This is a genomic window from Streptomyces sp. NPDC041122 (assembly GCF_055592445.1).
Window position 1 is genome coordinate 959133 of the sequence record NZ_JBVIYQ010000002.1, and the last position, 21967, is coordinate 981099.

At 73.7% G+C, this 21967-nt stretch carries 17 protein-coding genes; 15 read left to right on the forward strand and 2 right to left on the reverse strand.

Annotation, left to right across the window (positions count from 1 at the left end):
• Positions 1-38 precede the first annotated feature (38 nt).
• On the forward strand, positions 39-2270 hold the full coding sequence (locus ACZ6B8_RS10490) for an MMPL family transporter (RefSeq protein WP_471606943.1): 2232 nt from the start codon (positions 39-41) through the stop codon (positions 2268-2270).
• Between the two features lie 113 nt (positions 2271-2383).
• Positions 2384-3013 carry a HutD/Ves family protein gene (locus tag ACZ6B8_RS10495; protein WP_471606944.1) on the forward strand — a complete coding sequence of 210 codons (630 nt, stop codon included), beginning with the start codon at positions 2384-2386 and terminating at the stop codon, positions 3011-3013.
• Here ACZ6B8_RS10495 and ACZ6B8_RS10500 read toward each other — a convergent pair.
• A complete protein-coding gene (locus tag ACZ6B8_RS10500) occupies positions 2991-3839 on the reverse strand; it encodes an NAD(P)H-dependent oxidoreductase (RefSeq protein WP_471606945.1) in 849 nt (282 codons plus the stop codon). The two genes, ACZ6B8_RS10495 and ACZ6B8_RS10500, sit on opposite strands and share 23 nt — an antisense overlap.
• Positions 3840-4006: 167 nt before the next feature.
• Here ACZ6B8_RS10500 and ACZ6B8_RS10505 point away from each other — a divergent pair, with 167 nt between their 5' ends.
• From ACZ6B8_RS10505 to ACZ6B8_RS10565, 13 genes are all read left to right on the forward strand, one after another.
• On the forward strand, positions 4007-4240 hold the full coding sequence (locus ACZ6B8_RS10505; protein ID WP_471606946.1) for a hypothetical protein: 234 nt from the start codon (positions 4007-4009) through the stop codon (positions 4238-4240).
• Positions 4240-6603, forward strand: a complete 2364-nt coding sequence (locus ACZ6B8_RS10510; RefSeq protein ID WP_471606947.1) for a heavy metal translocating P-type ATPase — start codon at positions 4240-4242, stop codon at positions 6601-6603. Before ACZ6B8_RS10505 ends, ACZ6B8_RS10510 begins: the two co-directional genes overlap by 1 nt.
• Entirely contained in the window at positions 6600-7121 is a 522-nt protein-coding gene (locus ACZ6B8_RS10515; protein ID WP_471606948.1) for a copper chaperone PCu(A)C, read from the forward strand. The genes ACZ6B8_RS10510 and ACZ6B8_RS10515 overlap by 4 nt, the downstream gene beginning before the upstream one ends.
• 200 nt (positions 7122-7321) lie before the next feature.
• Positions 7322-9379, forward strand: a complete 2058-nt coding sequence (locus tag ACZ6B8_RS10520; protein WP_471606949.1) for a phosphocholine-specific phospholipase C — start codon at positions 7322-7324, stop codon at positions 9377-9379.
• Between the two features lie 76 nt (positions 9380-9455).
• Positions 9456-10289, forward strand: coding sequence for a M55 family metallopeptidase (locus ACZ6B8_RS10525; protein ID WP_471606950.1), 834 nt, complete (start codon positions 9456-9458; stop codon positions 10287-10289).
• Positions 10282-11637 (forward strand): M20/M25/M40 family metallo-hydrolase, encoded by a 1356-nt coding sequence (locus ACZ6B8_RS10530; RefSeq protein ID WP_471073244.1) that lies wholly within the window; start codon positions 10282-10284, stop codon positions 11635-11637. Before ACZ6B8_RS10525 ends, ACZ6B8_RS10530 begins: the two co-directional genes overlap by 8 nt.
• A 26-nt stretch (positions 11638-11663) precedes the next feature.
• On the forward strand, positions 11664-13649 hold the full coding sequence (locus tag ACZ6B8_RS10535) for a S9 family peptidase (RefSeq protein WP_471607189.1): 1986 nt from the start codon (positions 11664-11666) through the stop codon (positions 13647-13649).
• Positions 13646-14578 (forward strand): S66 peptidase family protein, encoded by a 933-nt coding sequence (locus ACZ6B8_RS10540; RefSeq protein ID WP_471606951.1) that lies wholly within the window; start codon positions 13646-13648, stop codon positions 14576-14578. Before ACZ6B8_RS10535 ends, ACZ6B8_RS10540 begins: the two co-directional genes overlap by 4 nt.
• 95 nt (positions 14579-14673) lie before the next feature.
• Positions 14674-16512: a CocE/NonD family hydrolase gene (locus ACZ6B8_RS10545; protein ID WP_471606952.1), complete on the forward strand. Its 1839-nt coding sequence runs from the start codon at positions 14674-14676 to the stop codon at positions 16510-16512.
• A gap of 136 nt (positions 16513-16648) precedes the next feature.
• A complete protein-coding gene (locus ACZ6B8_RS10550) occupies positions 16649-16891 on the forward strand; it encodes a LapA family protein (protein WP_471073235.1) in 243 nt (80 codons plus the stop codon).
• An 86-nt stretch (positions 16892-16977) separates the two neighbouring features.
• Entirely contained in the window at positions 16978-17535 is a 558-nt protein-coding gene (locus ACZ6B8_RS10555) for a GNAT family N-acetyltransferase (protein ID WP_471073232.1), read from the forward strand.
• A 108-nt stretch (positions 17536-17643) separates the two neighbouring features.
• The gene (locus ACZ6B8_RS10560) at positions 17644-18540 is read left to right on the forward strand and encodes an arginase family protein (RefSeq protein ID WP_471073229.1); all 897 of its coding nucleotides are present in this window, start codon (positions 17644-17646) and stop codon (positions 18538-18540) included.
• Between the two features lie 81 nt (positions 18541-18621).
• On the forward strand, positions 18622-20598 hold the full coding sequence (locus ACZ6B8_RS10565; RefSeq protein WP_471606953.1) for a DUF5107 domain-containing protein: 1977 nt from the start codon (positions 18622-18624) through the stop codon (positions 20596-20598).
• 46 nt (positions 20599-20644) lie between these two features.
• On the opposite strand, the gene ACZ6B8_RS10570 is transcribed toward ACZ6B8_RS10565, so the two are convergent.
• Positions 20645-21958 carry an amidohydrolase gene (locus ACZ6B8_RS10570; RefSeq protein ID WP_471606954.1) on the reverse strand — a complete coding sequence of 438 codons (1314 nt, stop codon included), beginning with the start codon at positions 21956-21958 and terminating at the stop codon, positions 20645-20647.
• Between the last annotated feature and the right edge of the window lie 9 nt (positions 21959-21967).

Below are 21967 nucleotides of genomic sequence, written 5' to 3' on the forward strand. Positions count from 1 at the left end.
CCGCAGTCCCCTCACCTCAACTCCCAAGGAGCAAGCGCGTGTTCGAACGAATGGCTGAGCTGGCAATTCGGCGGTCCCGGCTGGTACTTGTGGTCGCCGCGGTCGTCGTGGTCCTCATGGGCGCCCTGGGTGCCGGCGCGTTCGGGAAGCTCCTGGGCGGCGGCTTCGACGACCCGGCCTCCCAGTCCTCCCGGGCCAGGAACGTCATCGACGAGAAGTTCGGCGGGGAGACGAACCTCGTGCTGCTGGTCCGCGCCGCCGAGGGCCGCGTCGACGCCCCGGCGGCCCGCGACGGCGGCCGGGCCCTGGTGGCCGACCTCAAGGAGGAGAAGGGCCTGACGAACGTGGTCTCGTACTGGGACACGAAGAGCCCCGACCTGCGCTCCAAGGACGGCCGCGAAGCCCTCGTCCTCGCCCGCGTGAAGGGTCACGACGCGGAGCAGCAGGACAACGCCAAGGACGTCATCGACCACTACGCGGGGCCGTACCGGGGCGCGCTCACGGTCAAGGCGGGCGGCAGCGCGGGCGTCAGCCACGAGATGGGGCCGCAGACCGAGAAGGACCTCGTCCTCGCCGAGACCATCGCCGTGCCCCTGATCCTCCTGCTGCTCCTCGTCGTCTTCGGCACCGTGGTCTCCGCGCTGCTGCCCCTGGCCATCGCGCTCATCGCCATCGCCGGGGTCTTCGCCGAGCTCTACGTCGTCGGCAGCTTCACCGACGTCTCCATCTTCGCCATCAACCTGACCACCGCCCTCGGCCTCGGACTCGGCGTCGACTACGCCCTGTTGATGATCAGCCGGTTCCGTGAACAGCTCGCCGCGGGGGCGAGCGTCGAGAACGCCGTCCGCACCACGATGAGCACGGCGGGCCGCACGGTGGCGTTCTCCGCGGCGACCGTGGCGGCCGCCCTCGCCGCGCTCATGGTCTTCCCGCAGTACTTCCTGCGCTCCTTCGGCTACTCCGGGGTCGGCGTCGTCGTCATCGCGGCCCTCGCCACCCTGTTCGTGATGCCGGCCCTGCTCACCGTCCTGGGGCACCGGGTCAACAGCGGCCGGATGCCGTGGGCGAAGTCGGGCCGCGCCCCGTCCGGGCCGTCCGTCTGGGGGCGGCTCGCCCGGACCGTCATGCGCAGACCCGCGCTGACCGCGCTGCCCGTGCTCGCGGTGCTGCTCCTCGCGGCGGGGCCGCTCCTCGGCATCACCTTCGGCTCCGCCGACGAGCGCGTGCTGCCCGAGGACGCCGAGAGCCGCCAGGTCGCGGTGACGCTGCGGGAGGACTTCCACGGCAACGACGCGGCCGCCCTGCACGTCGCCATTGACGAGCCGGTGGCCCGGGCCCCGCTCGCGGCCTACGCGGCCCGGCTCTCCGAACTCCCCGGCGTCGTCCGCGTCGAGACCGGCGCCGGCGTCCACACCGACGGCCGGACGGAGCCGGCCGGACCCGCCAACGAGACTCTCGCCCACCCCGCCGCACAGCAGCTGAACGTGGTGAGCACCCTGACGCCCAGGTCGGACGCGGCCAAGGACCTGGTCGCGGAGGTCAGGGCGGCCGAACCGCCCGCCGGGACCCGTCCGCTGGTGGGCGGCGGCGACGCCGAACTGGTCGACTCGGGCGACTCCATCGGCGGCCGGCTCCCGCTCGCCGTCGGCCTGATCGCCGTCACCACGTTCCTGCTGCTGTTCCTCTTCACCGGCAGCGTCGTGCAGCCGCTGCGCGCGCTGGTCCTCAACGCCATCAGCCTCGGCGCCACCATCGGCGTCATGACCTGGATCTTCCAGGACGGCCACCTCTCCGGCCTGCTGGGCTTCACGCCGCAGCCCATGGAGACGTCGATGACCGTGCTGATGTTCTGCGTCGCCTTCGGCCTCTCCATGGACTACGAGGTGTTCGTCACCAGCCGCATCAAGGAACTCCACGAACAGGGCGAGGACAACGACTCCGCCGTGGCCAACGGCCTCGGCCACACCGGACGCATCGTCAGCGCCGCGGCCGTCCTCATCGCGGTGAGCTTCTTCGCCTTCGGAACGGCCGAGATCAGCTTCATGCAGCTGTTCGGCCTCGGCAGCGGCCTGGCCATCCTCATCGACGCGATCGCCGTCCGCGGCATCCTCGTCCCCGCCGCGATGCGGCTGCTCGGCCGCTCGGCCTGGTACGCGCCCGGCTTCCTGCGCCGCTTCCACCGGCGGTTCGGCCTCAGCGAGGGCGGCCCCGCGGCCGTGCCCGCCGCCGCGTCGGAGCCGATGCGCCGGGAGTCGTACGTGGAGCACTGACCACGGCCCCCGTCCGACCCGTCCCGTCGCCTCGTACGCTGAGGGCGACGGGACACGGGGCCGTATGGGGCAAGGACGCACCGGCCACGCAAGGAAGAGGGAGGCGGCACCGCATGGGTGTGGACGTGCTGCGCTGGGACGGGCTCCGCGGCGTGCCGTGGAAGAACGGCGGCGGTACGACACGGGAGGTCGCCTCGGGCGTGCTGCGGGGGACGCCCCCGGACCCCGGGCCGGCCTCCGGAGAGCCCACGGACGGCTTCGACTGGCGGGTCAGCATCGCGGACGTGGCCGCCGAAGGCGCCTTCTCCACCTTCCCCGGGGTCGACCGCGTGATCACCGTGGCCGAGGGCGCGGGCATGGTCCTCGCCGTGGACGGGGCGGCGCGGAAGGTCGGGCCGCTCGACCCGTTCGCCTTCCCGGGCGACGCCACGACGGACTGCCGGCTGGTGGCGGGCCCGGTGCGCAACGTGAACGTGATGACCTGCAGGGGCCGGGCGACCGCGGACGTACGGATCGTCTCCCTGCCCGTCGCGCCGGGAGCGGAGCCGGGAGGGGAGATGGCGTGCGCCGCCGACGACATCCTCCTGGTGGTGGCCGCCACCGAGGGGATCGCCCTCGTCGAGCCGGGCGGAGGACGGACCGCGCTCGGCCGGCTGGACTGCGTACGGCACGAAGGCCCGGGCGCGCCGGCCCTGCGGGGTGAGGGCGCCGTGGTCGGGATCAGGATCGGTTCGGTGCGCTGACGGCGTCCGTCCGGGCGGCGCTGGACGCAGCCGCGCGGGCCGGGCGGAACCCATCGGCGCCGGGCTCGGCATGCACCCCCAACCCCGTTCGGCCCGGAGCGAGTTCGGGGCGCAGTACCAGGTCCGCGTCGTAGGCTCCGCCGTTCTCGTGGTGGAAGGGCAGCGGTTCGGTCGTGGACAGGGTGCGCAGCCGTTCGCGCAGCTCCGCGGCGCTCCGCTCGAACCCCGCGTCCGTGAGCCGGTCGGCGCCGTACACCGCGAACGGCGGGAGCGCGGCCATGCCGGTGTACCAGAACGTGCCGTGCAGCAGCGGGAACAGCACCTGCTCCAACTGGCCATGGATGCCGCGCGGCCCGAAGCCGGACGGGCGGGCACCGACCGACGTGACGATCAGGGCGCGCTTCCCGGCCAGCCCGCCGTCCCCGTACCGCAGGGTCCGGCCGTCCGGGCCCTTGATGCCGAAGCCGAAGCCCTGGACCAGGACGCGGTCGAACCAGCCCTTGAGGATCGCGGGCGGCCCGAACCACCAGAGCGGGAACTGGAAGACGAGCACGTCCGCCCAGGCGATCTTCTCCTGCTCCCGGCGGATGTCCTCGCTCAACTCCCTTTTCTGATACGCGCGCTCCTGCTCGGGGCCGACGAAGAGCCGCTCGCCCGACGCGCCCCCGAAGTCGTCGGCGTCCACCACCGCCTTCCAGCCCATGCCGTACAGATCGGAGGTGCGGTGCTCGTGCCCGAGCGCGTCGAGCGCGTCCAGCCCCTCGGCCATCAGGGAGCCGGCCAGCGAGCGGCGTTCCGGATGTGTGAATACCCAAAGAATCCTCATTCCCCGATCGTGCGTCGCCCGTCCCGTGCGCAACGAGTGGCCAGATGGCCAGGGGGCGCAAGGATCTGGCCACTCCGGAGTGCGCGGGAACCCGGGGCCGCTCGCGTCCGACTCCTGATGCGGCGCGGGCCGGCCGGTCCGTGTCTCCGTGCGTTCCGGGAGCGGTGATGGCCGAGCAGCGACGACCGAGTTATGTGCCGCCCCCCGCGCTCTGCGGCTTCCTCGTGCTGCTGGTGCTGGTCTTCGCTGTGTCGTACGCCGTGGGCAGGGCCGCAGGGCCGGTCGCGCCCGGCATGCACGGGCCCGCGACGACGACCGGCGGGAACGGGGGCGGCGGAGACGGGAACGGGGACGGGGACGGGAACGGGGGCATGGGGGACATGCACGGGGGCGGGCACTGATGGGCGCCGGAGCGGCGGACGCCGTGGTGAGCACCGATGTGGCCGTCGGCGGGATGACCTGCGCGGCCTGTGTGAAGCGGGTCGAGAAGCGGCTCGGCAGGCTGGACGGCGTGAGCGCCACGGTCAATCTCGCGACCGGACTCGCCCGGGTGAGCCATCCGCCCGACGTCCTGCCCGAGGCCCTCGTCACCGCCGTCCGGCAGGCCGGGTACACGGCGGAACTGCCGGCACCCCCTGAGCCGGAACCAGAGTGGGGCGGAGAACCTGGACCAAGGCCGGGCGGGGAACCGGAACCCGCGTCCGGGTCCGGGCCGGGCGGGGACGCGTCGCCGCAGGACGCCCTCGAACGCCGGCGGCTGCTGGTCACCGCCCTGCTCGCGCTGCCCGTGCTCGTCCTCTCCATGGTGCCCGCGTGGCAGTTCCGCAACTGGCAGTGGCTGTGCTTCGCACTCGCCGCGCCGGTCGCCACGTGGAGCGCCCGGCCGTTCCACGTGCGCGCGCTGCGCGGCCTCCGGCACGCGGCCGCGACCATGGACACCCTGGTCTCGCTGGGTGTCGCGGCGTCCTTCGGCTGGTCGGCGTACGCGCTCTTCCTCGGCGGCGCCGGCGTGCCCGGCATGACGATGCCGTTCAGCCTCCTGCCCACCGCCGGTGACGGCGTCGCGCACGTCTACCTCGAAGCGGCCGTCGGCGTACCGCTGTTCGTCCTCACCGGCCGGCTCCTGGAGGCGCGGGCCCGGCACGGCACCGGAGCGGCCCTGCGCTCCCTCGCCGGGCTCACCGTCAAGGACGTCGCCGTACGCGAGGGCGGCACCGAACGACTGCTCCCCATCGGGCAGTTGCGGGCCGGTCAGACCTTCGTCGTACGCCCCGGCGAGCGCGTCGCCACCGACGGCGTCGTCGTCGAGGGCAGCTCCGCCGTCGATCTGTCGCTGGTCACCGGGGAGAGCGAGCCCGCCGAGATCGGGCCCGGCTCCGAGGTGACGGGCGGGGCCGTCAACGCGGGCGGACTCCTCCTCGTCCGGGCCACCGCCGTCGGCGACCGGACCCGGCTCGCCCGCATCACCCGCCTGGTGGCCGACGCGCAGGCGGGCAAGGCGCGGGCGCAGCGGCTCGCGGACGCGGTGGCGGGCGTGTTCGTGCCCGCCGTCCTCGCCCTCGCCGCGACGGTGCTCGGCTTCTGGCTCGGGGCGGGCGCCGACCCGCAGGCGGCGGTCACCGCCTGCGTGGCCGTCCTCGTCGTCGCCTGCCCCTGCGCCCTGGGCCTCGCCACGCCCACCGCCCTGATGGCCGCCACCGGCCGCGGCGCCCGGCTCGGCGTCCTGGTCGGCGGCCCGCGGGCGCTGGAGACGCTGCGCCACATCGACACCGTCGTCCTGGACAAGACCGGCACCCTCACCTCCGGGCACATGAGCGTCGCCGCGGTCACCGCCGCGCCCGACGGGATCGGCGGGGAGGCCGCGCTGCGGCTCGCCGGTGCCGTCGAGCAGGGCTCGGAACACCCGCTGGGCCGCGCGATCACCACGTACGCGAAGAAGGCGCTGCCCAAGGACGCGCTGCCCGGGGGCGAGCTGCCCGCGGTGCGCGGCTTCACCGCGACGGCGGGGCGGGGCGTGCGGGGCGAGGTCGACGGCCACGACGTCGAAGTCCGGGCGCCCGGCGACGCGTTGACCGGCCCGCTGGCCCGCGCGCTGGCCGAGGCGGAGAACGCCGCGCACACCCCGGTCCTGCTCCTGGTGAACGGCGTGCCCCAGGCGCTCCTCGCGGTCGGCGACCCGGTGCGGCCCGGCAGCTACCGCGCGGTGGACCGGCTGCGGCGCCTCGGCGTGCGCCCCGTCCTCGCCACCGGCGACCGCGAACCGACCGCCCGCGCCGTCGCCGCAGGACTGGGCATCGACGAGGTGCACGCCCGCTGCACACCCGAGGGCAAGGCCTCGCTGGTCGGCGAGTTGCGAGCCCGGGGCCACCGGGTCGCGGTCATCGGCGACGGCGTGAACGACGCCGCGGCGCTGGCCGGCGCCGACCTGGGCATCGCCATGGGCGGCGGCACCGACGTGGCCATCGGGGCCGCCGACGTGACGCTGGTCCGCGGCGACATCGAGGCCGTCGCGGACGCGGTCCGGCTCGCCCGGCGCACCCTGGCCACGATCCGCTCCAACCTCCTGTGGGCCTTCGGCTACAACGCCGTCACCGTGCCGCTCGCCGCGGTGGGCCTGCTGAACCCGATGGTCGCCGCGGCGGCCATGTCGGCGAGCTCCCTGCTGGTGGTCGGCAACAGCCTGCGGCTGCGCACCTGGACGCCTCCGCGCGGTCCCGCGCGGAGGCGACCGGCGAGCGGCGCCGGGCGAGGAGGAGCGCGATGAGGGGCACGACGCGTACGGCACACCCCTGGCGGCCGACCCGCCGCGGGCTGCGCGACGGACTGCTCGCCGCGCTCGCGCCCGTCGCCGTGTGCGCCCTGGCGCTGGGCGGGCTCACGGCGTGGACCGGCTCCGGGGCGGCGGGCAGCCCGGCCCGCGTGAGCGTGGCCCGCGGGTCCGTCTTCGTGCCGTCCGGCAACACCGAGGAGACCGTCGCGTTCTTCCCGATCGTCAACTCCGGCGGCTCCGACGACCGGCTGACGTCGGTGGACTCGCCGGTCCTCGACGACGTGATGCTCAGCCGCACCGTGCCCGCGGGCCGGGGCGCCGCCACCATGCGCGCGGTGCGGTCCGCCGCGGTCCCGGCAGGCGAGGGGCTCATCATGTCGCCGCGCGGCCTGGACATCATGGTGCGCACGCGTGGGCCCCTGCGGGTGGGGCAGACGGTGCCGTTCGTGCTGACCTTCCGGCACGGCGGCCGGATCGAGGCCGAGGCACTGGTGGTCGGACCCGGCGGCTGAGCCGAGTCCCCGACGGCGGGGCGCGTTCCCTCCGCAGGCGAAACACCTCCGGTCCTTCACCGTTCCTCCGCACCATTTGACGGCTCGCGGGAGCGCCGGTCTACGGTGACCGCCCCCTCGCCCCCTCGCCCCCTCGCCCCCTCACCACCTCCCGCCCCGCACAGCTCCCCCCCACACACACGTCGCAGAGGTACAGCTCCATGCCTGAGATCAACCGCCGCCGTCTCTTCCAGGCGGCGGGCGGCACCGCCGCCGTCGCGGCCCTGTCCGCCAGCGTCATGCGCGCCGCCGGCATCCCCGCCGCACGCCGCTCCGGATCGATCGAGGACGTCGAGCACATCGTGGTGCTCATGCAGGAGAACCGCTCCTTCGACCACTACTTCGGCACCCTCAACGGCGTACGGGGCTTCGGTGACCCCCGTCCGCTGGTGCTGGAGAGCGGCAAGTCCGTCTGGCACCAGTCCGGCGACGGCGAGGAGGTCCTGCCGTACCACCCGACCGCCGACGACCTGGGCATGCAGTTCATCGCCGGCCTCGACCACGACTGGGAGACCGGTCACCAGGCGTGGAACAAGGGCAAGTACGACGACTGGATCGGCGCCAAGAGCCCCGGCACCATGGCCCATCTGACCAGGGACGACATACCGTTCCACTACGCCCTGGCGGACGCCTTCACGGTCTGCGACTCCTACCACTGCTCGTTCATGGGAGCCACCGACCCCAACCGCTACTACCTCTACACCGGCCACGCGGGCAACGACGGCAAGGGCGGCGGCCCCGTCCTCGGCAACGAAGAGGCCGGCTACGACTGGACCACCTACCCCGAGCGCCTGGAGAAGGCCGGGGTCTCGTGGAAGATCTACCAGGACATCGGTGACGGCCTCACCGAGGACGGACTCTGGGGCGCCCTGGAGGACGCCTACCGGGGCAACTACGCCGACAACTCACTGATGTTCTTCAACAGGTTCCGGCAGTCCGAGCCCGGCGATCCGCTGTACGAGAAGGCCCGCAAGGGCACGAACATCAAGAAGCGCGGCCGCCTCCTCGACGACCTCCGGGCCGACGTCAAGGCCGGCACCCTGCCCAAGGTCTCCTGGATCGCCGCCCCCGAGGCCTACTGCGAACACCCCAACTGGCCCGCCAACTACGGCGCCTGGTACATATCGCAGGTCCTCGACGCCCTCACCTCGGACCCCGAGGTGTGGAGCAGGACCGCGCTGTTCGTCACCTACGACGAGAACGACGGCTACTTCGACCACGTCCCGCCGCCCTACCCGCCGGCCGACTCCTCCTGGGGAGACTCCACCGTCGACACCCGGCTCGACCTCTTCCCCGGCGACAGCGACTACAGCGCCGGCCCCTACGGGCTCGGCATGCGCGTCCCCGCCCTCGTCGTCTCCCCGTGGTCGACCGGCGGCTTCGTCTGCTCCGAGCTCTTCGACCACACCTCGATCATCCGGTTCATGGAGCGTCGCTTCGGCGTCCACGAGCCGCACATCTCGCCCTGGCGCCGCGCCATCTGCGGCGACCTCACCTCCGCCTTCGACTTCGGCCTCCGGCACACCGGACACGCGCCGCTGCCCAGCACGAAGGGCTACCGGCCGCCGGACACGAAGCGGCACGAGAGTTACCAGCACTCGCCGCCCGCAAGTCCCGCCCTGCCCCGGCAGGAGAAGGGCGCCCGGCCCACCAGGCCGCTGCCCTACACCCCGCTCGTCACGGCCGCCGTCGAGCCCGACGACGGGAACGTCACGCTCACCTTCCGCCCCGGCGACAAGGCCGGCGCCTGCTTCCTCGTCACCTCCGGCAACCGCACCGACGGCCCCTGGACCTACACCGCGGAGGCCGGCAAGAAGATCTCCGACACCTGGAGCACCGTCCCGTCCGACGGCGCCTACCGGCTGACCGTGCACGGCCCGGGCGGCTACCTGCGGACCTTCGAGGGCACCGCCGCCACCCCGGGACCGGAGATCACCGGCCACCACGACCGGGAGTCCGGCCGCCTCCGGCTCACCCTCACCAACCGGACGAAGGCCGCCTGCCACCTCACCGTCACCAACGCCTACGGCGGCAGGAGCACCCGGATCACCGTCCCGGCCGGCGCCCGGCGGACCCGCTGGGTCGAGCTCGGCCACAGCAAACGCTGGTACGACCTGAGCATCCGCTCCGACACCGACAGCGGCTATCTGCGCCGGCTCGCCGGGCACGTGGAGACCGGCGAACCCGGCACCAGCGACCCGGCGCTGCGCACGATCTGATCATTCCGCTTCGACGCGGCCGGGGCGCCGGTCGCCCTTGACCGGCGACGGTGCCCGGCGCGTAACGTGGCGCGGCATGAAGATCCTCATCAGCGCCGACATGGAGGGCGCGACCGGAGTGACCTGGCCGGCCGACGTGCTGCCCGGGACCCCGCAGTGGGAGCGGTGCCGGGCCATGTTCACCTCGGACGTCGACGCCGCCGTGCGCGGCTTCTTCGACGGCGGCGCCGACGAGGTGCTCATCAACGAGGCGCACTGGACCATGCGCAATCTGCTCCTGGAGCAACTGGACGAGCGGGCCGAGATGCTCACCGGACGGCACAAGTCGCTCTCCATGGTCGAGGGCGTGCAGCACGACGACGTGGACGGCATCGCGTTCGTCGGCTACCACGCGGGCGCCGGCATGGAGGGCGTCCTCGCCCACACCTACCTCGCCAACCAGATCACCGGCGTGTGGATCAACGGCGTACGGGCCAGCGAGGGCCTGCTCAACGCGCACGTCGTCGCCGAGTACGGCGTCCCCGTGGTCCTCGTCACCGGCGACGACCTCGCCTGCGAGGACGCCCTCGGCTACGCGCCCGGCGCGCTCAAGGTCGCCGTCAAGGACCACGTCTCGCGGTACGCGGCGGTCTGCCGCACCCCGGCCCGTACCGCCGCCGACATCCGCGCCGCCGCGAAGGACGCCGCGGCGCTCGCGGTGCGCCACACGCCGGTGGTGGGCGGCCCGTTCACCGTCGAGGTCGAGTTCGACGCCGAGCACCTGTCCATGGCGTCCACCGTCGTACCGGGCGTGCGCCGTACGGGGGAGCGCAAGGTCGCCTATGACAGCGAGACCATGTACGAGGGGATCCGTACCTTCAAGGCGGTTACCACGATCGCCTCTGCCGCCGTGGAGGAGCAGTATGGCTAGCCAGCAGGGGCCGGAGCGGGAGCCCGGCGACCAGGTCGACGCACGGGCGCTCGACGAGGTCGTCACCTTCACCTCCGAGCTCATCCGCATCGACACCACCAACCGCGGCGGCGGCGACTGCCGTGAGCGGCCCGCCGCCGAGTACGCCGCCGAACGCCTCGCCGACGCCGGCCTGCGGCCGACGCTCCTGGAGCGCGCCCCCGGCCGCACCAACGTCGTCGCCCGCATCGAGGGCACCGACCCGGGCGCCGACGCGCTGCTCGTCCACGGCCACCTCGACGTGGTGCCGGCCGAGGCCGCCGACTGGAGCGTCGACCCGTTCTCCGGCGAGGTCCGCGACGGCGTCGTCTGGGGCCGCGGCGCGATCGACATGAAGAACATGGACGCGATGATCCTGTCCGTCGTACGCCACTGGGCGCGCGCCGGAGTGCGGCCCCGACGCGACCTGGTGATCGCCTTCACCGCCGACGAGGAGGCCAGCGCCGCCGACGGCTCCGGATTCCTCGCCGACCGGCACGCCGACCTCTTCGAGGGCTGCACGGAAGGCATCAGCGAGTCGGGCGCCTTCACCTTCCACGACGGCCGGGGCAACCAGATCTACCCGATCGCGGCGGGCGAGCGCGGCACCGGCTGGCTCAAGCTCACCGCGCGCGGCAAGACGGGGCACGGCTCCAAGGTCAACCACGCCAACGCGGTGAGCAGACTGGCCGGCGCCATCGCCCGTATCGGCGAGCACCGGTGGCCGGTCCGGCTCACCCCGACCGTGCGCGCCTCCCTCGTCGAACTGGCCGCGCTCTACGGCCTGGAGAGCGACCCGGAGGCGCCCGGCTTCGACGTGGACGCCTTCCTGGAGAAGCTCGGCCCGACCGCCGACCTGGTCGCGCCGACGGTCCGCAACAGCGCCAACCCGACGATGCTGCAGTCGGGTTACAAGGTGAATGTGATTCCTGGTGAAGCGGTGGCGTACGTCGACGGCCGCTTTCTGCCGGGCGGCGAGGAAGAGTTCCGCCGCACGCTTGACCGGCTCACCGGGATGGACGTCGACTGGGAGTTCCACCACCGCGAGGTGGCGCTGCAGGCGCCGGTCGACTCGCCGACGTATGCCCGGATGCGGGCGGCCGTCGAGGAGTTCGCGCCGGAGGGCCACGTCGTGCCGTACTGCATGTCCGGCGGCACGGACGCCAAGCAGTTCTCGCGACTGGGCATCACCGGCTACGGCTTCTCGCCGCTGCGGACACCGGAGGGCTTCGACTACCAGGCGCTGTTCCACGGAGTCGACGAATGTGTCCCCGTCGACGCGCTGCACTTCGGCGTCCGCGTACTCGACCGCTTTCTGCGTACGGCCTAGGAAAAATGGGGGAAGAGAAGACCATGATGCAGACCCGGGCGTACGGATCATGGCCGTCGCCGATCGACGCCGAGCTCGCCGCCACCCACGACGGCGCTCCCGGGCACGTCGGCTTCGTCGGGGCCGAGACCTGGTGGACCGAGCCGCGGCCCACCGAGGCGGGCCGGCGCGCGCTGGTGCGGCGGCTGCCCGACGGCACCGAGCACACGGTGCTGCCCGCGCCGTGGAACGCGCGCACCCGCGTCGTGGAGTACGGCGGCCGCCCGTGGGCCGGCGTCGAGCGGTCCGGGGGCCCGCTCATCGTCTTCGCCGACTTCGCCGACCAGCGGCTGTACGCGTACGAGCCCGACACCCCCGGCGCCGCGCCGCGCCCGCTCACCCCGCTCTCCGCGGTGGGCGGCGGCCTGCGCTGGGCGGAGCCGGTGATCCACGCCGACCGGGGCGAGGTCTGGTGCGTCCTGGAGGAGTTCACCGGGGAGGCGCCCACCGACGTGCGGCGCGTCATCGCCGCGGTGCCGCTCGACGGCTCGGCCGCCGAGGACCGGGCGGCCGTGCGTGAACTGTCCGACGACAGCCACCGGTTCCTCACCGGAGCGCGCCTGTCGCCCGACGGCACCCGTGCCGCGTGGATCGCCTGGGACCACCCGCGGATGCCGTGGGACGGCACGGAACTGGTCCTCGCCGAGGTGGGCGACGACGGTGCCTTCGGCGCGGCCCGCACGGTCGCGGGCGGCCCCGACGAGTCGATCGCGCAGGTCGAATGGGGCCCGGACGGGCGGCTGTTGTTCTCCAGCGACCGCACCGGCTGGTGGAACCTGTACCGCGCGCATCCGGACGACGCCGGAGCCGTCCACCCGCTCTGTCCGCGCGAGGAGGAGTTCGCCGGGCCCCTGTGGCAGACCGGCATGAACTGGTTCGCGCCGCTGGACAGCGGACTGGTCGCCGTCGTGCACGGCAAGGGCGCCACCGCCCTCGGCATACTCGACCCCGAGACGGGCGAGGTCGTCGACGCGGCGGGCCCCTGGACGGAGTGGTCGGCGACCGTCGCCGCGCACGGCTCGCGCGTGGTCGGCGTCGCGGCCAGTCCGCGCAGCGCGTACGAGGTGGTGGAACTGGACACCTGCACCGGCCACGCCCGCGTCGTCGGCGCCGCGCACGACGACCCGGTGGACCCCACGTACTACCCGGAACCGCAGATCCGCACCTTCTCCGGCCCGGCGGGTCGCGAGATCCACGCCCACATCTATCCGCCGCACCACCCCGGGCACGTGGCCCCCGACGACGAACTCCCGCCGTACGTGGTGTGGGCGCACGGCGGCCCCACCAGCCGCGCCCCGCTCGTCCTCGACCTGGCCATCGCCTACTTCACCTCGCGCGGCATCGGCGTCGCCGAGGTCAACTACGGCGGCTCCACGGGGTACGGGCGCCACTACCGCAACCGGCTGCGCGAGCAGTGGGGCATCGGCGACGTCGAGGACTGCGCGGCCGTCGCCCTCGCCCTCGCCGACGAGGGGACCGCGGACCGGGCCCGGCTCGCCATCCGCGGCGGCAGCGCCGGAGGCTGGACCACGGCCGTCTCGCTGACCAGCACGGACGTCTACGCCTGCGGGACCATCGTCTACCCGGTGCTCGACCTCGCCGCGTTCGCGTCGGGAGAGACCCACGACCTGGAATCGCGGTACCTGGAGTCGCTCGTCGGCCGGCTGGACGAGGTGCCCGGGCGGTACGCGGAACGCTCCCCGGTGGAGCACGCCGAGCTGGTCACCGCGCCGTTCCTGCTCCTGCAGGGCCTCGACGACGTGGTCTGCCCGCCCGCCCAGTCGGAGCGCTTCCTCGCCAGGGTCGAGGGGCGCGGCGTTCCGCACGCCTACATCGCCTTCGAGGGGGAGGGGCACGGGTTCCGCCGCGCCGACACCATGGCCCGCGCGCTGGAGGCCGAACTCTCGCTGTACGCGCAGGTGTTCCGCCTCGATCTCGCCGGGCCGGTGCCCACCCTGGAGCTCGCCAAGTGATACCACTGGCACGGCCCGCACGCCTGCGGCCCGGCGCGCGGGTCGCCCTCGTCGCGCCGAGCGGTCCCGTCCCCGACGACTGCCTCGAAGCGGGTCTCGACATCCTGCGCGGCTGGGACCTCGATCCGGTCGTCACGCCCCACGTGCGGGACAGGCACCCCCAGTTCGGCTATCTCGCGGGGACGGACGCCGACCGCGCCCGCGACCTGGAACGCGCCTGGTGCGACCCGGACGTGGCCGCGGTGTTCTGCGCGCGCGGCGGATACGGCGCCCAGCGCATGGTGGACCTCGTCGACTGGGCGGCGCTGCGAGCCGCGGGGCCCAAGGTGTTCCTCGGCTACAGCGACGCCACCGCGCTGCACGAGGCGTTCGCCGCCCGTCTGGGCCTCGCCACCCTGCACGGCCCCATGCCGTCCACCGTCGGCTTCCTCAAGAACGCCCGGGCGCAGGAACATCTGCGGACGACGCTGTTCCGGCCCGAGGAGACCCGGGTGATCCGCGCCGGGTCCCCGCACGCGGCGGCGCTGGCCGGCGGCCGGGCCCGGGGCGTGACGTTCGGCGGCTGTCTGTCGGTGCTCGCCGCCGAGCTCGGCACCCCGGCGGCCCGCGGGTCCGCACGCGGCGGCCTGCTCCTCCTGGAGGACATCGGCGAGGGGGCCTACCGTCTCGACCGGATCCTCACCCAGCTGCTGCGCGCCCGCTGGCTGGACGGGGTGTCCGGGATCGTGCTGGGCTCCTGGGAGGAGTGCGGGCCGCGCGAGGAGCTGCGAGCGCTCTTCGTCGACCGGCTCGGCGGCCTCGGGGTGCCGGTGATCGACGGCTTCGGGTTCGGGCACTGCGACGGCGCGCTGACCGTGCCGTTCGGGGTGGCGGGCGAACTGGACGCGGACGCCGGGACGTTGACGCTGGACGCGCCCGCCCTCGCCTGACCGGCCCCGTCAGGGGGAGGGGGCGTCGTCGCACGGGAATCCGTGACAGAAACCGCTGTCACGGCCGTTGACCCCGGCCTGACACGTGTCACACCATGACGTCCGGCCGGTACTTACCGGCTGGTAGTCGCCGGTCGTCGGCCGTCCTCAGCGTGGAGGTCCCCTTGTCCCGTCGCCGTGCCCTGACCCTCGCCACCGCGGCGGCGCTCGCCGCGCCGCTCGCGCTCACCGGCCCGGCCCCGGCCGGCGCGAGCGGCCAGTACACCGTCACCGCGCTGAAGTTCACCGTCCAGGCGGGCGGCAGGAGCTGCACGATCGACGCCGACCTGTACCGGCCCGCCGAGGTCGACGCCGCCCACCGGGCGCCCGCCGTGCTCGCCACCAACGGCTTCGGCGGCAGCAAGGACGACGGCGGTACGGCGGCCATCGGCAAGGCGTTCGCCGGGCGCGGCTATGTGTCGCTCGTCTACTCCGGCCTCGGCTTCGGCAAGTCCGGGTGCCTGATCTCCCTCGACGACCCGGAGATCGACGGCAGGGCGGCGGCCGGGCTCGTCGACTTCCTCGGCGGCGAACGGGCCGCCGACGACGGCACGAAGGCCGACTACGTCGCCGCCGACGCCGAGGGCGACCCGCGGGTCGGCATGATCGGCGGCTCCTACGGGGGTGCCGTCCAGCTGGCGACGGCCGCCGTGGACCACCGGGTCGACGCCCTCGTCCCGATGATCACCTGGCACGACCTCGCGTACTCCCTCGACCCGAACAACGCCGCCGACCGCGACGTCCCCGGCGCGGCCAAGTGGCAGTGGATGAACGGCTTCTACCTCATCGGCGAGGGCCAGCCGCTCCTCGTTCCGGACCTCGACCCCTCCCGCGTCAACCGCCTCGGCTGCCTGCACTTCGTCACCCGGGCCTGCGAGACCATCCGCACCCTCAACTCCGGCCGCTATCCGGCCGACAAGACCGAGGCCCTGCAGAAGTTCGCACGCGGCGTCTCCCCCGTCTCGTACCTGAACAAGGTCAAGACACCGACCCTGCTCGTCCAGGGCCAGGCCGACAGCCTCTTCAACCTCGACGAGGCCGCCGCGACGTACCGGACGCTCAAGGCGCAGGGCACCACGGCCAAGATGATCTGGCAGTCCGCGGGTCACAGCGGCGGCGTCAGCGACCCGGCGGCCGGTGAGCTGAACATGGGCCAGGGCAACCTGGAGACCTCCTACGTCGGCAAGCGGATCCTCGCCTGGTTCGACCGCTACCTGCACGGCAGGAAGGACGCCGATACCGGACCCGACTTCGCCTACTACCGCGACTGGATCACCGACCCCGGCCAGACCTACGCCACCGCCGACCGGCTCCCCGCCCTCAGCCGCAGGCTGTACCTCTCCGGCGACGGAAAGCTCGTCGACCGCCGCGAGAAGGTGACGCGCGGCAGCCGCGAGTACCGCAACTGGCTCATCCCCACCAGCCACTCGGAGTCCTCGCTCGCCGGCCTGCTCGGCCTGCCCGACCCGGCCCCGCACGACACCAAGGGCACCTACCTCGACTGGACGACCGAGCCCTTCACCGACCCCGTCGACGTCGTCGGCTCGCCGAAGGCGACCCTGAAGGTCATCTCGCCGAGGACCGAGCGCGTGCAGCACTCCGGTGACGCGGCCGACAAGCTCGTCCTCTTCGCCAAGCTGTACGACGTCGCGCCCGACGGCACCAAGACCCTCGTCCACCGCCTGGTCGCACCGGTGCGGGTGCCGGACGTCACCCGGCCCTTCACGGTCTCACTGCCGGGGCTCGTGCACCGTTACGAGAAGGGGCACCGGTTGCAGTTCGTGGTGGCCGCGAGCGACGGGGCGTACGGCGGGAACAAGGGCGTCAAGCCGGTGACGGTCACCAGCGCCCCCGACGACACCGGCGTCCTCGACCTGCCGGTCGTCCGCCCCTGACCTCACCGGGTCGCCCCTGAGCTCACCCGTTCGGCCCATCCGCCCGCCCCGGAGCCACCCCCACCGCGCGCTCCGCTCCCCGGCTGCCCATGCTGGGGAGCGGGGGAGGCGCACCTCCGACGGAAGGGTCCCCACCATGAGCCCCAACACCTCCACGGGCGGCAGCCAGGGCGGCTCGGGCACCGGCCTGGTGACACCCGGCAGGGTGGTCGTCGCCGTCATCGCCGTCCTCACCCTCGTCTTCATCTTCGAGAACACCCGCAGCACCAAGATCCGGCTGCTGATCCCCGAGGTGACGATGCCGCTCTGGATGGCGCTGCTCGGCACCGGTCTGATCGGCGCGCTGTGCGGCGCCTACTTCATGCGCCGGCGCAGGTGAGCGCGCGGGCGGCAGAGCGCTCCTGCCGCGTGGGGGCGTACGGCGGACGCGTGGGGGCACGCGGCGGCTGCGGGTAGCGTGGGCGGATGCCCGATCACGCCATCCCTCTCGCCGAAGGCCCCCGCGTGGGGATACGCCCCCTCACCCTCGCGGACGCCGCCGAGTTCACCGCGCGCGCCAGGGAGAGCAGCGAGATGCACCATCCGTGGCTCTTTCCGCCCCGCACCGACGACGCCTTCCGCGAGTACGCCCGGATGCTCGTCGCGGACCCCGACCGGACCGGCTTCCTCGTGTGCGAGCGCGACAGCGGTGCCGTCGGCGGGTTCATCAACATCAACAACATCGTCCGGGGCGCCTTCCGCAGCGGCACCCTCGGATACGGCGCGTTCGCGCACGCGGCCGGGCGGGGCCTGATGAGCGAGGGGCTCGAACTGGTCCTGGCCTACGCCTTCGGCGACCTCGGCCTGCACCGCCTGGAGGCAAACATCCAGCCCGGCAACGGCCCTTCACTCGCGCTGGTGCGCCGGGCCGGCTTCCGCCTGGAGGGCTTCTCGCCTGACTTCCTCTTCATCGACGGGGCCTGGCGCGACCACGAACGGTGGGCGATCACCGCGGACATGCCCCGCAGTCCCCTCCGCGACTGACCGGCCCGGCGTCGAGCAACTCCTTTCCCGCCAAAAGAGATTGCCCGGCCACGGCGTGCGCCGCGACGGAGTTGAAAGCCCCGGCGTGCGTCGCCCAGGATGGACGGCATGCGGAATATCGTGGTCGTCGACGCCCCCTCCAACCTGGGCCTGCGCCCGCCCGCCCCCGGCACCGTGCCCGGCTGCCACAAACTGGCCGGCGCCCTGCGGGAGCGGGGCATCCTGCGCCGTCTCGGCGCCGCGGAGGGCGGCGTCGTGGTGCCGCCGCGCTACGACCGGGGCGACTGGCAGGAGGGCGACGGCGTCTTCAACGCGGCGGCCATCGCCGCGTACACCCGCAAGCTCGCCGACCGCATCGAACACCACGTGCGCGCCGAGGACTTCATCGTCGTGCTCGGCGGCGACTGCTCGATCCAGCTGGGCGCCGCCCTCGCGCTGCGCCGCATCGGGCGGTACGGCATCGCCTCGATCGACGGCTCCGCCGACTTCCGCCACCCGGGCAACTCCGACCGCATCGGTGCCGCGGGCGGCGAGGAACTGGCCCTCGCCACCGGCCGGGGGCAGGACGACCTCACCGACATCGAGGGGCTGCGGCCCTACCTGCGCGACGAGGACGTGTGTCTCTTCGGACTGCGGGACGGAGACGAGGACCGCGCCGAGTTCACCGCACTGAAGATCGCCAACGCCACCGTCGGCGAGCTCAGGAAGTGGGGCGCCGAGAACATCGCCCGCGCCGTGACGCAGACCCTGGAAGTGCCCGAACTCGACGGCTTCTGGGTGCATCTGGACGCGGACGTCCTCGATCCCTCGGTGATGCCGGCCGTCGACAGCCCGGACCCGGGCGGGCTGTTCGCCGACGAACTCCTGGATGTGCTGCGGCCGTTCGTGCGCTCCCCGCGCTGCGTCGGCCTCAACGTCACCATCTACGACCCCGACCTCGACCCGGACGGCAAGGCCGGCGACCTGCTCACCGACGTGGTCGTGGCGGCGCTCGCCCCGGCCTGACCTGCGGCAGAGCGGCCCCGGCCGCCTTTGCGCAATCCTGACCCGAGGGGCCCCTGGCCGACGCACCGCCGAGCGTGTTCCATGGTGATCGTGAAGACCACCGTGCGACGCGACGTCCTGACCCTGCCCGCTGCCGAGCCGGGGCCCGAGAACCCGCTGCCGCCCCTGCTGCCGCTGCGGAACGTGCACACCACCCTCGACGCGCGCGACAAGGAGGGGCTGCCGCGCGACATGGCGCGCCAGCTCGGGTACGAGCCGTTGGGCGACCCGCTGCCCACCCGGGTCCTCGACGGGTACGGGCGCGAGCGCACCGAGACCGCGCTCGACGTGATCGTCGTCGAGAACGAGCGGCTGCGCGCCACGGTCCTGCCCGGCTACGGCGGCCGCGTCCACTCCCTCCTGCACAAGCCGACCGGCCGTGAACTCCTGTACCGCAACCCCGTGGTGCAGCCCGCCGCCTTCGCGCTCAACGGCGCGTGGATCTCCGGCGGCATCGAGTGGAACATCGGCGCCACCGGCCACACCACGCTGTCCTGCGCACCCGTCCACGCCGCCCGCGTGACCGCGCCCGACGGCGGCGAGATGCTGCGTCTGTGGGAGTGGGAGCGGCTGCGCGACCTGCCCTTCCAGGTCGACCTGTGGCTTCCGGAGGGCTCCGACTTCCTGCACGTCGGCGTCCGCGTCCGCAATCCGCACGAGAGGTCCGCGCCCGTCTACTGGTGGTCGAACATCGCGGTGCCCGAGCAGCGCAGGGTGCTCGCCCCGGCCGACGAGGCCTGGCGCTTCGCGTACACCGGTGGGCTGCGCAAGGTGCCGGTCCCCGAGTTCGAGGGCGTCGACCGGACCTACCCGGAGCGCAGCAAGTACCCCGCCGACTACTTCTACGACGTGCCCGACGGGGACCGCCGCTGGATCGCCGCGCTCGACGACGCCGGGCACGGCCTCGTCCAGACCTCCACGGACCTGCCGCGCGGCCGCAAGCTCTTCCTCTGGGGCACCGGCACCGGCGGGCGGCGCTGGCAGGAGTGGCTCACCGAGCCGGGCACCGGCGGTTACGCGGAGATCCAGTCGGGCCTCGCCCGCACCCAGCTGGAGCACGTACGCCTGGACGCCGAGGCCGAGTTCAGCTGGCTGGAGTCGTACGGGCCGCTGTCCGCCCCCGCGGACCGGGTGCACGGCGACTGGGCGGGGGCGCGCGAGGAGGTCGCCGCCCGGCTCGCCGACGCGCTGCCCCGCGAGGCCGTCGACGCCGCCTACGAGGCGTGGCTGACCGCCGCGGACACCGAGCCGGGCGAGGTGCTCGCCGTCGGCTCGGGGTGGGGCGCGCTCGAAGTCCTGCGCGCCGAACACAAGTTGTCCGGCACGCCCTTCCCCGAGTCCACCCTCGGCCCCGAACAGACGCCGTGGCTGGAGCTGCTGCGTACGGGGGCCGTCCCCGAGCCGCGCAAGGTCGTCCCACCGGGACCGACCCTGGTCGCCCCGCACTGGCGGGACATGCTGGAGACGGCGCCCGCGCGCCCGCTCGCCGAGTACCACCTGGGCATCGCGCAGTGGCACGCGGGCGACCGTGCGCAGGCCGTCCGCAGCTGGGAGCGCGGCCTCGAACTGGCGCCGTCACGCTGGCCGTTGCTGCGGTGCCTCGCCGTCGCCGACCGCGCGGAGGGCAACGCGGAGCGGGCCGCCGACCGGTACACGGAGGCCTTCGACGACCTGTGCCAGGAGCGGCGCGACGACGGGCCCGTCTGGACGGCGGCCACGGCCGCGCTCGCCCGCGAGGCGATCACCGCGCTGCTCGCGGCGGAGCGCACGGAGGCGGCCCGCGCCGTCTGGGCCCGCCTCGGCGAGACGACCCGCACGGAGGGCCGCTTCCGCCTCCTGGAGGCCCAACTCCGCTATGCGGAGGGCGATATGGCGGGGGTGCGGGCCGTCTTCGAGTCCGGCTTCGAGGTGGCGGACCTGCGCGAGGGCGCGGAGACCCTGGGCGAGCTGTGGTCGGCGGCGACCGGCGAGGAGGTGCCGGCGCGCTACGACTTCAGGATGCGGCCGGAGGAGAGCTGAGACCCGGGGGGAGGGGGGCGGCCCGGCGTGGACCGCCCCCGGGCTGTCACACCAGTTCGCCGTCGCGCGCCACGACCCGGCCGCCGTGCACCACCATGTCCCGCCGCGGCATGTCGACGACCACCTGGGGCAGGCACTCGCCGCGCACCAGGACGAAGTCGGCCGGGGCGCCCGGTGTGAAGTCGGCGTGGCGCAGGCCCATGACGTCGGCGCCGCCGTGGGCGCCCACCCGATAGCAGTCGGCCAGTTCCTCGTCGAGGCGGACGTCGGTGACCCAGCCGAGGATGTGCGCCCGGTGCAGCATGTCCGCGTCGCCGAACGGGCTCCACGCGTCGCGCACGCCGTCGGAACCGAGCCCGACGCGCACGCCGTGCTCGCGCAGCTTCGCGATGGGCAGCACCAGGGACTCGTTCGGCGCGACCGTCGTCAAGGAGATGTCCAGCTCGCCCAGGTCCGCCGCCATCCGGCCCAGCTCGGCGTCGGGCAGGTTCGGCAGACAGAACACATGGCTCACCGTGACCTTGCCGCGCAGGGACAGCGCGCGGGTGCGGTCGATGATCGCCCGCAGCACCTCGGTGCCCTTCTCGTCCCGGTCGTGCAGGTGGATGTCGACGCCGACCCCGTGCCGGTCGGCGAGGCCGAAGACCAGGTCGAGCTGCTCGTCCATCGCGTGGTCGAAGCTGATCGGGTCGATGCCGCCGACGAAGTCGGCGAGACCGGAGCGGGCCGCCTCCTCCAGGAGCTCCGCGGTGCCCGGCGCGCGGACCACGCCGTGCTGCGGGAACGCCACGATCTGCACGTCCAGCGCGTGCCGCAGCCGGTCGCGTGCGTGGGCGACGCCTTCGAGGCACGCCAGGTCGTAGGCCGGGGCCACGTCCGCGTGGGCCCGCATGGCGCGGGTGCCGCGGGTCACGGCGTGCGCCATCAGACCGTGGGCGCGCTCGCCGACCGGCCGTGCCTGGCTCCTGAACAACTCCACGTCCTGGGCGGCGTAGTCGGCGATGCCGCTCGCCGGTTTCCGCGTCACCCAGGGGCCGCCCCAGGTGGTCTTGTCGGGGTGGATGTGCGCGTCCACGAGGGAGGGCAGCGCGATGCGCCCACCGCCCTCGACGACGTCGGCGCCCTTGGGCGCGGGGCGGTCCGATATCCGCCCGTCGACCACCGTGAGGTCCACGGCCTTCGTGGCGCCGAGCGGGCGTACGTCACGGAAGACCACGGCCTTGGCGCGGTGCCGGTCGGCGGGGGCGCCGGAGCCGAGGGTGTCGGAGGCGGCCGCTGCGGGGCCGGACGGGAGGGCGGATCCGGTGCCGGCCAGGGCGGCGGCGCCGGTGAGCATGCCGCGGCGGGAGAGGGGCGTCATGGGGCTCCT

Bases quoted from the DNA above. Each gene is read 5' to 3' on its own strand.
- ACZ6B8_RS10495 (WP_471606944.1), top strand. From the start codon at position 2,384: ATGGGTGTGGACGTGCTGCGCTGGGACGGGCTCCGCGGCGTGCCGTGG.
- ACZ6B8_RS10550 (WP_471073235.1), top strand. From the start codon at position 16,649: ATGAGCCCCAACACCTCCACGGGCGGCAGCCAGGGCGGCTCGGGCACC.
- ACZ6B8_RS10560 (WP_471073229.1), top strand. From the start codon at position 17,644: ATGCGGAATATCGTGGTCGTCGACGCCCCCTCCAACCTGGGCCTGCGC.
- ACZ6B8_RS10535 (WP_471607189.1), top strand. From the start codon at position 11,664: ATGCAGACCCGGGCGTACGGATCATGGCCGTCGCCGATCGACGCCGAG.
- ACZ6B8_RS10525 (WP_471606950.1), top strand. From the start codon at position 9,456: ATGAAGATCCTCATCAGCGCCGACATGGAGGGCGCGACCGGAGTGACC.
- ACZ6B8_RS10565 (WP_471606953.1), top strand. From the start codon at position 18,622: ATGGTGATCGTGAAGACCACCGTGCGACGCGACGTCCTGACCCTGCCC.
- ACZ6B8_RS10510 (WP_471606947.1), top strand. From the start codon at position 4,240: ATGGGCGCCGGAGCGGCGGACGCCGTGGTGAGCACCGATGTGGCCGTC.
- ACZ6B8_RS10545 (WP_471606952.1), top strand. From the start codon at position 14,674: ATGACGTCCGGCCGGTACTTACCGGCTGGTAGTCGCCGGTCGTCGGCC.
- ACZ6B8_RS10520 (WP_471606949.1), top strand. From the start codon at position 7,322: ATGCCTGAGATCAACCGCCGCCGTCTCTTCCAGGCGGCGGGCGGCACC.
- ACZ6B8_RS10515 (WP_471606948.1), top strand. From the start codon at position 6,600: ATGAGGGGCACGACGCGTACGGCACACCCCTGGCGGCCGACCCGCCGC.
- ACZ6B8_RS10500 (WP_471606945.1), bottom strand. From the start codon at position 3,839: ATGAGGATTCTTTGGGTATTCACACATCCGGAACGCCGCTCGCTGGCC.
- ACZ6B8_RS10530 (WP_471073244.1), top strand. From the start codon at position 10,282: ATGGCTAGCCAGCAGGGGCCGGAGCGGGAGCCCGGCGACCAGGTCGAC.
- ACZ6B8_RS10505 (WP_471606946.1), top strand. From the start codon at position 4,007: ATGGCCGAGCAGCGACGACCGAGTTATGTGCCGCCCCCCGCGCTCTGC.
- ACZ6B8_RS10555 (WP_471073232.1), top strand. From the start codon at position 16,978: ATGCCCGATCACGCCATCCCTCTCGCCGAAGGCCCCCGCGTGGGGATA.
- ACZ6B8_RS10570 (WP_471606954.1), bottom strand. From the start codon at position 21,958: ATGACGCCCCTCTCCCGCCGCGGCATGCTCACCGGCGCCGCCGCCCTG.